The 14,471-nt window shown below is 46.9% G+C and carries 14 protein-coding genes; 3 read left to right on the top strand and 11 right to left on the bottom strand.

All coding sequences use genetic code 11. The features are described 5' to 3' along the window. The first annotated feature begins 346 nt into the window (after positions 1–346). The gene (locus CEK71_RS21170) at positions 347–796 is read left to right on the top strand and encodes a hypothetical protein (protein ID WP_088621237.1); all 450 of its coding nucleotides are present in this window, start codon (positions 347–349) and stop codon (positions 794–796) included. A gap of 7 nt (positions 797–803) precedes the next feature. Here the strand turns inward: CEK71_RS21170 and CEK71_RS21165 are convergent, their stop codons facing one another. Then, positions 804–1,184 carry a hypothetical protein gene (locus tag CEK71_RS21165; RefSeq protein WP_157679531.1) on the bottom strand — a complete coding sequence of 127 codons (381 nt, stop codon included), beginning with the start codon at positions 1,182–1,184 and terminating at the stop codon, positions 804–806. 23 nt (positions 1,185–1,207) lie between these two features. Between CEK71_RS21165 and CEK71_RS21160 the strand changes: the two genes are divergently transcribed. Next, the gene (locus CEK71_RS21160) at positions 1,208–1,810 is read left to right on the top strand and encodes a hypothetical protein (protein ID WP_088621235.1); all 603 of its coding nucleotides are present in this window, start codon (positions 1,208–1,210) and stop codon (positions 1,808–1,810) included. Positions 1,811–1,836: 26 nt separating this feature from the next. Then, a complete protein-coding gene (locus CEK71_RS21155) occupies positions 1,837–2,040 on the top strand; it encodes a hypothetical protein (protein WP_198328370.1) in 204 nt (67 codons plus the stop codon). Positions 2,041–2,085: 45 nt separating this feature from the next. Here CEK71_RS21155 and radC read toward each other — a convergent pair whose 3' ends face one another. The 10 genes from radC to CEK71_RS21100 all read right to left on the bottom strand — a co-directional run bounded on the left by radC (position 2,086) and on the right by CEK71_RS21100 (position 13,724). Continuing rightward, entirely contained in the window at positions 2,086–2,613 is a 528-nt protein-coding gene (gene radC / locus CEK71_RS21150) for a RadC family protein (protein WP_232463710.1), read from the bottom strand. 796 nt (positions 2,614–3,409) lie between these two features. Then, complete coding sequence (locus CEK71_RS21140) at positions 3,410–4,540, bottom strand: replication protein (RefSeq protein ID WP_088621726.1); 1,131 nt, start codon at positions 4,538–4,540, stop codon at positions 3,410–3,412. Positions 4,541–4,557: 17 nt separating this feature from the next. Continuing rightward, positions 4,558–5,199: a hypothetical protein gene (locus tag CEK71_RS21135; protein ID WP_088621232.1), complete on the bottom strand. Its 642-nt coding sequence runs from the start codon at positions 5,197–5,199 to the stop codon at positions 4,558–4,560. After that, on the bottom strand, positions 5,196–5,486 hold the full coding sequence (locus tag CEK71_RS21130; RefSeq protein ID WP_088621231.1) for a hypothetical protein: 291 nt from the start codon (positions 5,484–5,486) through the stop codon (positions 5,196–5,198). Before CEK71_RS21130 ends, CEK71_RS21135 begins: the two co-directional genes overlap by 4 nt. Positions 5,487–5,717: 231 nt before the next feature. Then, the gene (locus CEK71_RS21125) at positions 5,718–5,993 is read right to left on the bottom strand and encodes a hypothetical protein (RefSeq protein WP_088621230.1); all 276 of its coding nucleotides are present in this window, start codon (positions 5,991–5,993) and stop codon (positions 5,718–5,720) included. After that, complete coding sequence (locus CEK71_RS23785; RefSeq protein WP_088621725.1) at positions 5,974–6,255, bottom strand: zincin-like metallopeptidase domain-containing protein; 282 nt, start codon at positions 6,253–6,255, stop codon at positions 5,974–5,976. The genes CEK71_RS21125 and CEK71_RS23785 overlap by 20 nt, the downstream gene beginning before the upstream one ends. Positions 6,256–6,644: 389 nt before the next feature. After that, entirely contained in the window at positions 6,645–8,357 is a 1,713-nt protein-coding gene (locus tag CEK71_RS21115; protein WP_157679527.1) for a hypothetical protein, read from the bottom strand. 7 nt (positions 8,358–8,364) lie between these two features. Beyond that, positions 8,365–10,569, bottom strand: coding sequence for a hypothetical protein (locus CEK71_RS21110; protein WP_157679525.1), 2,205 nt, complete (start codon positions 10,567–10,569; stop codon positions 8,365–8,367). 7 nt (positions 10,570–10,576) lie between these two features. Further along, positions 10,577–11,950, bottom strand: a complete 1,374-nt coding sequence (locus CEK71_RS21105) for a hypothetical protein (RefSeq protein ID WP_088621227.1) — start codon at positions 11,948–11,950, stop codon at positions 10,577–10,579. A 13-nt stretch (positions 11,951–11,963) separates the two neighbouring features. Next, positions 11,964–13,724, bottom strand: a complete 1,761-nt coding sequence (locus CEK71_RS21100) for a hypothetical protein (RefSeq protein ID WP_157679523.1) — start codon at positions 13,722–13,724, stop codon at positions 11,964–11,966. Positions 13,725–14,471 lie beyond the last annotated feature (747 nt).

Raw genomic sequence — 14,471 nt, 5'->3', positions numbered from 1 at the left:
TGGTTGGTCTTCCTTTCTTGTGTTTCACTGCACCGCCGTTTTTGCCGGATGGCACAAAGGGCGGTGGCTCTGCGTCATTGTCTATCTGCGCCACGGGCGCGGATGGCTGGCCGTCCGGCCATTGTTGGCCTCGCAGAGCGCACGCAAACGATAGTTTGCCTAAGTGCGCTCTTCTCTTCATTTCGGGATGTGTCCGGCCTGCTTATTGTATGGCTGTTTGGTGATTCTAGGCAAATTGATGTGTAAGGCGTTCGCTGCGCTCACACGTTATTTTTAGCCCCCCTCCCGTCCCCCAAGGGGGAGCGACAGTTTTTTGCAAAGATGATTTGACGGGGTCGATTTTTCTGTGATTCAATGCAGCCGCGTCGTCGGTTCTGACAGTTCCGGCAACGTCAAAGGTGATAAACCGCTAGGCCAGCTTGACGGCTGGCCTAGCCCCTTGACCCCACAAGGTGCAATGATGGCGACACCCAAAAAATCGAAAGCGGAACAGCTTGAAGCCCTCCGCAAACAGGAAGCCGCGCTCAAGGCGCGGATGCAAGCCCTGCAAGCGTCCGTCAATGACGAACAACGCAAGCTGGATACACGGCGGAAAATTGTTTTCGGCGGTGCGCTGATGGCTCATGCGTCGCATAACGCCCAGTTTGCGGCCTTGGTGCGCTCGGCTCTCAATGCCGCACTAACTAAAGAGGCTGACCGCGAATTGTTGAAAGACTGGTTGACGGTCGCCAAGGCATCCCCTGCTGACCATCAGCCGCCCGCTCCGGTGGTTCCTGAACGGGCAAAGGACGGTTGAATCCGGTTCAGTAATATTTGTTGTCGCCGTCAACGTCGGTCATTTCCATTTCAAAACCGATGCGGAGCTGGTTTTCTAAATGGATCAGGCGTTTTTCCAATGAGGTTAAGCGGGCATCAAGCCAGTCACGGCCAGCCTCTGCACCCTTATTGCCAATGATGGCGGCGACTTTGGTGGATTGATCCTTGTCGGCTTGGGATTCGTTTTGGCTGTCGGGGTCGATGGCATCCAGTTGCGTATAAATTTTGGCAATATGTTGTGCGTAGGCGTTCAGGTTGTAGCCTTCGCCGAGCCGATGGGCTTCATCGAACAGCAGTTTGATTTGAAAAACGGCGGCGCGGCGTTCCGGTGTGCTGCGCATAAATTTAACGTCAAATCCATTAGGCATAGTGGCCTCCATCACTGCATTTTATGGCTGAATCCATACCAAACCCTCAAGACGAAAAACAAGCGGAATTGCAACAGGAAGCCCAGGAAAAGCAGAAACTGGCTGATCTCGAAAAATGGGAATTGCGTAAGCAGGAACTCCTTAACCAGCATAAAGAGCATTGGCAAAAGCAAGAGCAGAACGCCAATAAACGCATCATTGATCGGGCAAACGGGCTGCATCTTAGACCGGATGGTATGAATCCCAGACCGATTGTGGACAAGGCGGGTTATGAAAAAGCGGCCAAGGATGCCAAAGCGGAAATAGACAGAGAGAAATTTAAGTGGTTAAAAGCGGAACAGGATAAGTTTTTTAAGGCATTGGAAAAGGATCGTGATAAGCAAACGGTTCTTGAACAGGATAAGGACACCGGAAAAACGCAAGACACAGGCAAAGCCAGTCCGCAACCTTCCAATCAGCCACAACAAGACCGGAGCCGTTCACGCTATGACGCGTTGCGGGAGACGGCACAGCAAACCGCCGCTAAAGGCCAAGGGCAACAGGAAAAGGCTGAGGATCGCGGCGAACGTGTCCGCCGTATGTTGGAGGAACAGCAACAGAAGAAAAGCCGTGACCATGAACGGTGACGGTCGGCCTTTGCCGGATGTTAGTTTTGGCTGTTTTGGTTTTACTGCCCGCCTGCCCTGATTTTTCGGGGTCAGGGGGTTTGTTTGCGGTTGCTGAGCAGGCGGGCATAGCGGTCTTTGACGGCTTTTTCCCACGCTTTAAGTATGGTGAGTTCGGCATTGTCGGCCTTGATTGCGGCCAGATGGTCGGGGTCGATGGCATCCCTTTCGCATTCGCGGGTTTCCCGTAAGGCTGTTCAGTCGCCACATGCGGACGCTTTCGGCGGGGCTGGCGGTCATGGCATTAAGCCCCTTTCGACAAAAGAGACATGGGACGTGCCGCCAATGACCAGATGATCCAAGACACGGACTTCGACCAGTTCAAGGGCTTGCTTAATTTTTTTGGTGATCTCTCTGTCGGCGATACTGGGTTCCGCGATACCTGAGGGGTGGTTGTGGGCAAGGATGCAGCTTGACGCATTGAGCCGTAAGGCCTCTTTGACGATCTCGCGGGGGTAAACGCTGGCTTGGTTGATCGTGCCGCGAAACATTTCTTGTGTTTCGATCAGGCAATTTTGGTTGTCCAGAAACATGACCACGAAAACCTCATGCGGTCTGGTGGCAATGCTCAGTTTCATGTAATCGGCGACCTGTTCCGGTGTGGTCATGGCCGCGCCGGCTTTCCGTAAACTGCGTTCGAGTATCTTGAAGGCGGTTTGGATGGTGTGTCGTTCGTAGGCGGACAGTTCTGCCGCGCAGTTTTTGAAACCGCCGTTTGCCGGGTCGTCGGTGAACAGGTCAATTTGGCGGCTTTGCTTGGTCACGGCGGGGGCTTTCTTTCCGATAGTCGAAGCCTAACAAGTGCCAATCAGTCCGACAAGCTGTAAAAATATCAAAAATTGGCCGTAATTTTTGCCCGCCTGCGGCTTTTTCTGTGTCGGTGGCTACGTCTCTAGCTGAAAAATGCTTTTTCGCTTCCTTGGCCTGTTTATGGGGCTTTTAGGGCTGTTGCAAAAAATGGTTTGTATGTTCCCCGTTTTATTAAAAATCAGCCCAACCGGAGCAATCGCCAGGGATGGTGATTGTGTAGGGCGGGAGCCTTGGTTTTTTACAGGCTAAGGTTTTTCTGCACGGATGTTGTAATTTTGGTTATCGGAAATTTGTCAGCTTAGTTTTGATCTATCCACAAGCCGTTGCACGAATAAGAGAAGAATAAATATAAAGAATAAAAGAATAAGAAGGAAAATAGGGCTTTTTTTTGTAATTAAATCAATTTGATAACAAAGTGACCCGCGACCTATTCCACCTGCGAATGGGGAAAAAATAGGCATTTTTCGATGTAAGAAGTGCTTTTTTGAGGGTGATTTTTAGTCAAAAATCTGACCCGCGACCTATTCCACCTGCTTTTTTGGCGACCCGCGACCTATTCCACCTGCTTTTTTGGCGACCCGCGACCTATTCCACCTGCCGGAAACCGTCACCCGCGACCTATTCCACCTGGAAAAATGTGACCCGCGACCTATTCCACCTGCGACCCGCGACCTATTCCACCTGGAAAAAGCCCTGACCCGCGACCTATTCCACCTGCCTTTTTTTCTTTTTATTAAACTTATCCACAGGCTACGTTATTTTGCGCGTTGACTTAGGTTGATCCATAAATGATTCAAGTGTTTGTTGTTGCGCCGTGTTGTTTTTGGTTCGGTCGTCATTTTGGCGGCGGTTTGCCGCTTTTTGTTCGGCGGCAAATTCCACGGATGGATGCAATGTGTAAATAACATCTTCCAGCTTTGCGCGACCGCTCCGTTGTTCTGCCTTTCTAAAGCTAGTCAATACACCTAACGCTTTCACTTCAGCCCATGCACCATCAAGCGCGGCGATTGCGTCGCGTCCGCGTGTATAGCTTTCCAGCAAAGCACTATCGCGCTTGATGGTGCTGTATTTCATATCGAAAGTGTTTGTAAGCGAGGCATTTGTGTATTTCAGCACGAGCTGGCCGATAAGCCAGCGGGCAAGCTGAGTCCGGCAATTCATCAGGCGTTTATAGTTGAATTGCCGATAGGTTACTTTTTGGATGCTGTCCGTTATCAGGGGATGAAACTGCACTAACCATTTTGAATCGGGGTCTGCTTTAATGTCTTTGCGATTAACCCGCGCAACCAAGGTTATATAATTTCCGCTGCCTGTTATGTCTTCTTGATCGCCTTCCCCTTTGATCTCAATACTGCTGAGAGCCAAAATTTCCAGCCCTTCGATCAATTCATCGTAACGCAAGGAATGGCCTTGCTCGATCAGATGGGTACGGAGTTGGTGGAGAGAAAAGCGGCAACCGGAGCGAAAATCTGGCTTATCGAAATACCCCGCTTGTTCTTCAACGGCGAGTTTCCGCAAGGCGTGTTCGATCAGTTCTTCCCGCGCACTGGGATAATACTCAATGGTTTCACCTGTTGGTTTGCCGTCTTGTCCGTATAACTTAAACCGTGCTGGTCGTATATCTGCTGTGAAGGGAAATCTGCGATATTGAAAATTTATTGTGCTGATGGGTAAAAATCCGCCCGCCAGCCTCAATTTTTCTTGTTTTCTGCGCGATATTGAAAAGCGCGGGGTGTTGTCCCAAAGATCAACGGCATTTGAAAGCCCGTCCTTTTCACCGAGAAATGTTTGAAATAGGCTAAGTTGCTGATTTCTGAAAGCCTCGGAAGGAACGGGCTTAACTGTTTTTCGACGTGGTTTCTTTTTGGCTGTATCAGTCATCGCCTCCCCTTCCCTTTTCATGCTACGGCTTTTACATCGTGTTCTTGTTGCGGTTTGGTATGGGTATCATAATTTTCGGCCATCAGGTTAAAAGCGCGGCGGGCGGCGTTCCGCACGGGGGTTGATGGGGAATCGAGCGAAGCGGCCAGCAACTCGGCGGCAGAATTGACAAAGAAAATCGGCTTCGTGATAACCCGTAACGGAAAGGCCTTTTCCAGCCCGTCGATAAAATACTGCGCGGCCTTTTGGGCGTGGCGATTGGTCGGCCATGCGGAAGGCCACGCCACAGCATACGGTAAGGATCGCATATCGAGTGCGATAGCATCTAAATCTTCCTCCGAGGCACGAAACGGCAGAATACATAAATCTGCTTGTTCAGTTAACTTTTCATCGAAAGCGGGGCGATTGCCGCCGCCGTCAACGATCAGCCAGCCGTTTTGTGTGTTGTGGCTTGCTGTGATGATCTGCGCGAGTTTGTGAGGATCACGCCCGTCTAAAACAGCGTAAGGGCGGCCTTCTGATTTGATCTGACGGTTTGGGTCGGTCAAGACATAGGCGGCGGGTTCGCCGCGCAAAATAGCCCCAAGGCAAAGCAAGTGCGCTGTCGTGGTTTTGGTTGTGCCGCCCTTCTGTCCCCCTAAATAAACAAATTTGCTCATTGGACGCTCTCCAACTGTTCAATAATGACTTGTTGCACCGAAACCCCCCGCCCCGTCTCCTTGGTGCGTGCAATGGCAATATCATCATAATGCTTATACATTGCGGCTGGAAGTCGCAAAAATACTGGGATTGCATCGCTTTTTTGCTTCTTTTTCTGCACAGGCGGTGCAGATGGTTCAATGATTTCCGGTGGCGGTGCGGCTACTGGTGTACTTTTATGTAAAGGGGTCGCGGCGGCAGTCGTCAATTGCTTGGCGAGTTCGTCAACGTCATGGCGTTTTTTCATATTTTAACCTCGTGATAGTTTGAAACCATGATAGCAAGAAATTAAGATTGCACGAAAACAAAATATTTTGATAGCAAAATATTAAGATTGTTAAAAATTATGATTTCCAGATAGCACTATATTTATATTTCATGATATCTTGCTATCAGAATATTTAACTATCTTGATTTTGTGAAAGGATGCTTGCGGCAAGCCGTAAAGCGTAGCAGGGAAGGGGCTTTGAGGAGTCAGCTAAAGTTGACCTGTAATCCATTCGTCAATGACCTGGGCGGCTTCCTGCATAAGCCGCTCGAATGCCAGAGCGTCAGGGGTGGGGTCACGCCACTGAAACCCGAAAATATGTAGGCTGTCCGTGCCGTCGCCGCTGCCTAGATCGCTCCAGCATTGCCCGTCAATTCCGGCCAAGTCGGTTTTTCCGCTTACCCATTGGGCGGAAAAACGGGGCGTTGCGTGGTGTTTTATCACGCAACGCCCGCCGCTCTCCTGTTCAAGGCTCCAGTCTGGCATAGGCTTCCTTTTTAAGCGGGGCAGGTGGCCTGCTGTCCGGCTGGGGTTCTGGGTCGGGCGAGGGTTGCAGTTTGTGCAGAAATTCGGCGGCACGTTGCGCGTGGGCGGCTGCGCTGAATATCGCCCGTTTGTCCTCTTTCAGGACTTTGAGCCAACTGCTGATATAGGCGGCGTGGTCTTCCATCACTTCGGGGCGCAGGCCAAGGTCGGCGGACAAAAAGGCACTGCCCAGCTCGGCCACCAGTTCGGGTACAGCCGACATACATGTAAAAATAGGACATAGCGGCCAAACCCAGTTGATTATATCGGCAATGTCGGGTCTATAGGCTCCGGAATGGCATTTGAATCGATAACGTAATCGCCAAAACGCTTTTATATTGATATCATACCTGCCATTTATTTCAATGGCATCGATAACCCATCCATCGTCTTTATTATTATTATTATTAATAATAATTGACGAAATAATCTTTTTCTTTCGGTCTACATAGTCCTGTTTTTCATTGAACGATAATTCGTTCAAAAGTTTAGTATCAAATTTAGCATTGGCATAGACATACAAACAGTATTTATCCCCGTTGCATTGAACGGGGAGACGATAAAAAAAGCCTTGTTGAGTTTTGCGATCCCTAAATAAAGTTAGTATGTGATTCATATATATCCTTGGCTATTATTTAACGTCTTTTTAAGTGCTTTATCTAGTGTTTTTTGATAAACACTCTTATTGAGTTGGTCTATATAAGTTTTTATCTGACAAAGTGTCCTGTCTAGGGAATCATCCGCGCGATATTCTGGCAAACTATTAATCAAAGCCACCCACCAACCATCTTGTTCGACTAAATATGGCTTGTGAATGATGGCGAGTTTTATAAATTCGATAGCCGCTTCCCCTAGTCCTTTGCTGCTTCCGCTAAGGCTAAACCATAGCTCAAATGCGGGGAGGCTTGATTTCACTTCATTGTTATTGTACTCAAGAACATCGGGGCATTCTCGCATTTGCTCGAAAAATAAATTACCTATATTGGGCTTAACCAATTCTTTTGTTTCGGATTCTGATAAGACAAGGGCGCGTGCTACATGACAAAATGCGCCACATGCCTTTAAGTAATTATTAAAAATAATAGAAGAAATATCCCTCCCTTCGAATATGCAACGCAATACCTCTCTTGCATCAACATCTTCTGATAAGCCTGTAATGTCCAAAAGACGCTGAAAAGTATTTTCCGGCTCTGTTCGTTTAAACGCCTCCTCTGGAGGAGCAGTGCCTATTCTTTTATCTTCATTATCATTGGATCTTATAGATGGCTTTTTTATAGGAATATCGAATATTTCACGAAGACTCTCAATGTTCGATTGTTTATCGGCATCAGTTGAATATTTATCAATCCAACCTTTGATTTTTTCTATGAGCCTCGGATCCGACTTCGACTCTAGGTTAGGTTGTTTTAATACGATAAATGCTTTTTCAAAAGCATTGTCCAGCCCTGCAATAATTTCATCTAGCCTGTGATCAACAATTAATTGACCTGTTATTTTTATGTCTTTTATTTGATTCCAGATAGTTTCTGGTACAAGCTGCAATTCCTTTTTTATAATACTACTCATTGCCTTATAAGCATCAAAATGAAGCGAATTTTCTAAGGCCAAACTATTATAATTAGTTAACTCATGGTCATCGCATTTATGAATATACTCTTGCCAAGTAAGTAAAGCTTGTAGATCGAACAATCGATGCAAATCCTTTAGTTGCCTTTTCTCAAATAAAAATGCCAGTGGCCATAACCGTTTGCCGTCTTTAAATAAGGTTTTCACCTCATTGCCCGAACAGTTGCTTAAAAGATCCATAGCGCAATCCCAATCTTCAAGGCAAAGATCAGGCGATTTATCGGTTTGCCATATTGAACAACGTAACCACGCCAATGCAATAGCTTTTTTTTGTTTCGATATTATTGGATGGTCGCGTTCTTGGCGTTGCCAAACTAACCACATACCCTCTTTAATGACTTGGAACATGAACTTATCTTTATCAGTAGCCTTATCCCAAAGTTCAGTAACCATTGAACATACATTAATGTCCCATTTCTCATCTTTCTCAGCAAAAGCAATGTTATATAATTTGCCTATAAAAAAGTATTGATGGGCTTCTTTCAAGCTGAAAAATTTTTGCTCCATCCCTTCAATCAGAGATTTTTGTTTGTTCTTTGACTCCTTAAGCTCCCAATCCGCTAAGCGGATACAGATTTCCAACGCCTTTTCAGATTCTGATAAATCGTTTTGTGTCAAACTTTCGAGCAACTTTTTCCTGTGTTCTTCGATCACCGCCATTAAGGTTATTTCAGTAAATGACGTTCTATTTTGAATCATGGGCTTCTCAGTTTTTACGACCGAAATCAATAATTTTGATGGCAAGCTTATAGTGCCAATCCTCATCGCCGCTCATCCTCCCCCACATTGCATTAAGCAATGCATTAAGCAATGCCTGCAAAACTTGACGGTCATTATCTATATCAGCACTATCAATAAAAGTATTTGCCCACTTGGTACTGAGATGGCTAGCTATTGTGGCCTCTATCAAAATATAGCAATCATCTTCCCTACCTGCTTTGGCAATTAGTGCCAACTGTTCTGGACCGCGCTTTTCTAATTGGTAATAGTTATCATCTTTTGATGGGGTTTCCGATTCCAGTTTAAGCAATTTAGATAATGGTTCATTGATACCGATCCAGTCGTTTAATTTGATAGACTGGGTAACCCAAATCAGGTGTAAACGATCAGAAAATAAAGACACCTTACCCAACAGATGCAGCAAACGTTTTATTTTTGCCGGGCGATCCTGGGTATTGAGGCTTTGCAGCCATCCTTGCAACGCATCATCCAACGTTAATTCAAGATGCTCTAACGCTTCCTCGGCTTCAGTTTGTAAGTTTCTATCATTTTCAGTAAATTTATCGGTAGGGGCTAAGACAACGTGGCATAGCACGGCAGCTAGGTTTGTCTTTATGGCAAAGTCATGTATCAGTCCTTTTCCCCAAAGTGTAAATATATGTACTAGTTGTTTGCGATCCCTTAGATTGTTAACGGCATCAATGTCTTGCAACCCGCTGATGGTAATGTACTGCGTCAGACCAGTAACTTTTATAGCCGTCATTACTTCAGTTTGAAAGCTCTTTTTCTCTTCCGAGTCGGGATAAGGTAATAGGTAATTGTTTAATAAAGGCAAAACCTCTTGACGCATGACTTCATCAGAAAACAATGGCTTGGGATGGCGCAATAATTCCAGTAACCGTTGCAATTGCCGCCAAGCGATTTTTTCATCCGGTGCGGCTAGTTCCCTTTGGGCGATAAAGCACGCGTCCAATGTTCTGTCCAAGTGGCCCAGCGCATGGGTGACGGCGGTCTGTAACTTCAGCTCACCGGGATTAGCCAGTGGCTCCAGTGCAAATTCATTAAGCAAAAGTTCGGGGAAGCGTTCCCAGTCCTTATCTTCCAACAGCTCATCCCACGGGAATGTTGGACTTGATTCCTTCCGCATCACCTGACGAAAAACACTTTCAAGCAATTTTTCATTGTTGATTGCGGTCGCCAAACTATAGGCCTGTCCTATCAGGGAATTGTCCCATCCGAATTTTTCCAACAGGGCTACCTTGGCTTCCCCTAAAAACGCCGAGAACGGCAACAATCCATCGGGCTTCCAAAAGACGAGATCTAGCACACCTTTGGCATAACGGTGATATTTTTCCTCCAAGGCGCACCCGATTTTGCATTCGCCTTGGCGATTGAGAAAAATCGCTTCCGGCTTTACCCTTAAGACATCCCGAACCATATTTTCAGGCACGACCAGCAAACGGGCGTTTAACCGTGCGGCAAAATTTTCGGGTTGGCGGGTGTGCATCCGTATGGAGCAATGCGGTTTCAATGCCGCCGGCAAGGCGGCGCGGGCAAAAGCCACCAGCGGGAATAAGGGTGATCCTTGTTTGAAGTCATGGAGCGGAACACCAATGACTAACGGATAAGACGATTCCGTTTTAAGTTGCATCACTTGTAGCAGATAACCCAGAAATTGAATGGCGGTTTCAGTTTCCGCTTGCAGATGGGGCAACCAATAGTCTTTGGCCAGATTTGAAATGTGTTCAAGCTGGGGGGTGGATTCACCGCGTTGCTCAAGCCCTGGGGGATCGAACATTTCTGAATACCCCAAAATGGCACCGGGATCGGAGTTTTCGCTGACCATCCCTACGGGCCAAGAGCGGGCATGGCTGAAATAGGCCACCCGGCGATCATGATATCCGGCCAGCACCATGCGGGTGACAAAAATCCGTTCTTTGCCCTCTTGGCCAGCACAAAAGCACGACCACACTTCCAAGTTTTCTTGGCGGTGATCTTCGGGGCTGGAATCCAAGGTCACCCAAGGTTGTATGGTTGATAAGAGTTTGTCTTCTTTGTACAGTTCAAGATCAGTGCCCATCAAAAATTGCTCACCCGACAAAACCGGCATCCCTGGGCCGCTGCCTAGCCCTTTATCGGCTTGCCCGCGATAAACGGAAAGCATCTGTCCTATTATAGGGTTGGAGTTCATGGGCGACTCACATTAAGGCGTTTTCATGTTCACATAAGGCCACCAGTAACGGCAGTTCAACATGTACCGGGACTGGTTTATCTAATCGCTGTTGGGGATACGCCAATTTAATGTCGAGTAGTTTGCCTTCGATAGCGCTTAAAGGGATCATCCACACCTTGCCGGCTTTGAATTCCAAGCGATCCGGAATGCCGGCCATCAGCGGATCATTATGGTATTCAAATTCATGATGCAAAAACGCAGAAACTTTTCTGGCATTGGCCAAATAGCGTGCGACTCCTTGGCCTTTCCTTAATTTGTTTAGATAAAAGCCGGGCTTATCCATATAAGGGGTTATCCATCGATCAAGGATCCCGGTAAGCGAGGTTCGGGGGTCATCGGCCATAGACAGGGCTAAAATGCTACGGACAGGGTGCTGGGCTTTATAAAGCCGACGCAGCTCATGGTAGTTTTCAATAACTGCCCTAAAGCCTTTTAGCTGCCTGTCTCGGAACTCAAAGTCCTCTGAAGATAAGTTTTTACGAGGAAAAGCTATCCACAACGGCAAAATAAATATCATGGTTGTTGCGTCCAAATAGGCGGCCTTCCATAGTTGTTGTTTTTCCGTACCCATGTCCCTATCTTCCAACAAGGCTTCACCGCAACCGTCAAAAAACTCCACTTCCAACTCGCGCCGTTGCGTCCCTAGTAGGCCAGTCCGATACGGTAAGGTCAGACGATACCAACGCTGATCATCAAATAATGTGCTGCCTAACCGATAGCAATTTTCGTATTCATTAACAAATTCTGCGGTTTCAACCGCTTTTTCTAAATCCCGACGATGCACGGGGCTACTGTATAAATGGACATCACCCTCGCAGCCATCCAGATAATAGGCCAGTGCCCCGGCTTGCTTTTTGGCATACGTGCGATAGACCATTGCTTGGAACAAGTAACTTTTTCCTGAGCCTTTACCCCCAATGATTCCAAGCTTTTGCTTGGATTCTCGTTGGGGTTTGCTGGCTTCGTGCATGTCATCCCGACGGGGCGAATTGTTTGGCGCAGGCTGGCTGGCCGCTTTTTGGCCGTTAGGTTCGGAAGCGGCTACGGAAGGTTTTGCTTCTTCCGGCTGAACCTGCGCGTTATCTTGAGGATCAGGTGTTGGGGATTTCTTCGTATCATTCTCTACCCGTAGGCGTGATACCGGTTTTTTTTCGACAGTATCAGCTTCGGCATCCGGCAACGGGCTTGACGTTGACTTCTGTATAAAAGAAGGGACGATAAACTCTCCATCTTTGTCGGTTATTTGATGTTGTTGATCGAAATTCCGTAAACTATCGTTGGCGTAAGCACTGTCTGTTTCGGCAGAAACGGCTTCATCCGGTGGTATGTTCGTTGTCATGGCTTTCCTTTAATCAGAGAAATAGTAATACCCTAATATATTGCTGCTGTCCGGTAAATTTTGGAATTTTGACACAAGGAGGATAAGGCCTTTGCTGATCATTTAGCTTGCAATCCTTGTTGGCTTCGTCCAGTGAAGTGGTTAAAAATTTATTTAAAGGCCGGTTTGAAACTGGCAAGGCATCTTGAACCTCATTGATAAATGTTGGCAGCGGTCTGTCTGACGGTATTGGCAGAAAATATAATAACCTTAATGGCATCAATGCATTGTTATTGTTTGCGTAAACCAACCTTAACTCGACCCGGAGCGTAACCTTGTTTCCAGTGACGGAATAAGTACGGCATCGTAAACTTTTTTCTTTTTGGTCTTCGGTAGGCATCCATTCACAATTAGAGTGGCCTATATTTTCTTCCGCCCGCCTTTTACTTAAGCCTAATAACCCGTCATTATCCTTTGCACTGAGTTGCAGATCAGGAAAGACAGACAGGTCAAGAATATCTGACAAACTTTTGGGATTGGTGGCTACTTGGGGGTCGATATAAGAGACTAGCCAATGGCGCGCCCAACTCTTGTCAAGTTCAGCAATGGCTTGTTGCCAGCCAAGATGCTGGGAATAGGCACTGGACAATGCCTCATATTGAGGCTCTTCTGACACCATATCACCTATTTCATGGTATAGATTGCCTAAGGCGCGATGATAAGCAATCACTTTTTGGCTTTTGTCAATAAAAGCATTATTAAGCGGCCAAGGGCCATCTGTCGCATCGTAAATAACGGACGACTCGTGAAGTTTTTCCGTACCTTCTTTCAAGGTGGCAATTATCTTGTCAATCAAGCTGGTATAGGCCAAGTATGCCTGACTATCTTCGCCGAGCCGGCTCAAACCCGCCGCTAAGGGGAGAATATCCTTGAATTCAGCCAAATTGACGCTGTCTAAGCTGGCTTTGTCCATCTGTTGGTGGATGTTATGCGTTGCCGCCATGACCACGCTGTCCAACAAGGCATTTCTGGCGGTGTCAAAATCCTCTTCTTTGGCCATTAATTTGGAACTGTCTTGCCATTGCACCTGTTCCACCATGTTTTTTAGCAGTTCTTTACTGCCATCCAACAGCTCGAAATCACAAATCCGGTTTGTTTCAACGCAATTTGAGAGTCCTTGGCTTTTTTTATTCATGCTTGCAAGCTTTGCCTGAAAGCCCTTGCGCTGGAATTGTTCGGCTATATTGGAGGTATACAATAAGGACGGGAACATTAACAGCAATATTAAAGCCAAGCTCAACGGTGCTATGCGCTGGGTTAACGGATTGCTGGGATGTAGGCGTATGAGCCTGGGTGACAACGCCAGTGTGGCAGCAAAGCTTGCCGCAGTGAAAGCGTCCATCAGAGGGTACGAGGCTTCCCAATCCCGGAACAGCAATTGGTTAACCGCCACGTAGATGGTAAAAAGCGACAGGGACAATGTCCAATAACGGGGAGCCCATGGGCCTGGGCGGCGGCTACAAATCAGCGTGATTGCCCAAGAAAAGAGGAGTGTAAAAATAAGGCCGCATAACGTGATATAGCGGTTGGTTTCAAGGTTATCAGTCCAGAGGAATTCGAACCACCCCCTTAACACGGGATGCAGCAACAATAAACCCAGTGTGGCAAAGAAGGCCAAGAAGGATGCCCAAGATAACATCTCGGCAGGTGGCCTCCATGTGCCGATACGGTTAAACACCCCCCCCCCTTCAAGGGGATAAGGGATATAGATGTTATTTGGGCACTCCTCGGTCATTGCTAATCTCGTTTTTTACATGTTTGGGTTAGGGGGAGGTAGGCAAATTTTCGTTCAAATTAAACAATATCTAGTCCGGTCTGAACAAGTAGTTTTGGCTTTATGGGCGGTTCCTTGGGAATGCGGGCATCCAGCCTGCCTTTTAGGCCAAGATAGCCACGCTCCCAAAAACAGCCTTTCATACCTTTGTTTTCAGATTGGTTTGGGTTTAGTGCATTACGTCATGGGTATTCTATTCTGTCGTCCAACCAATCGATGTTAATAATAACCGCCACCATCATCGCTTGTTAACTTGTGTGCCCACTGAAATAATTATCTGGCGATAATGTCCATTATACCACCTATAGACTCACGATTCGCCCATTTTAGCGGCCAATTCCCCGAATCGGCTGTAAATACTGGTTCTGTCGCAAACTTTCTAATTTTGGGGGATAATCCGCCAATTTTTGTTGCCAGACTATGAAGATCAGCTTTAAAGGTGCCCACTATCCGAAAGACGTTATCCTGCACGCGGTTTTCTTCTATGGGTGGGGAGAATCTAAATAAGGCTTTTTTCATTAAACGAAATAAAAACAGTCTGATTAAAACCTCTTAGCCATGAGCATAAGTCATTGATTTTATTCTCCCCACCCCAACCCTCCCCATCAGGGGAGGGAGTTGCCCACCTTAACAAGCCTTAGCTCTCCGCTAATCTTCCCCACTATTTAGAGGTGACTTTATGAAAAACTTGATGATCGAGTTATAGGC

The sequence above is a fragment of the Methylovulum psychrotolerans genome (assembly GCF_002209385.1).
Lineage (GTDB): Bacteria > Pseudomonadota > Gammaproteobacteria > Methylococcales > Methylomonadaceae > Methylovulum > Methylovulum psychrotolerans.
This window is presented reverse-complemented; position numbering and strand designations above follow the sequence as displayed.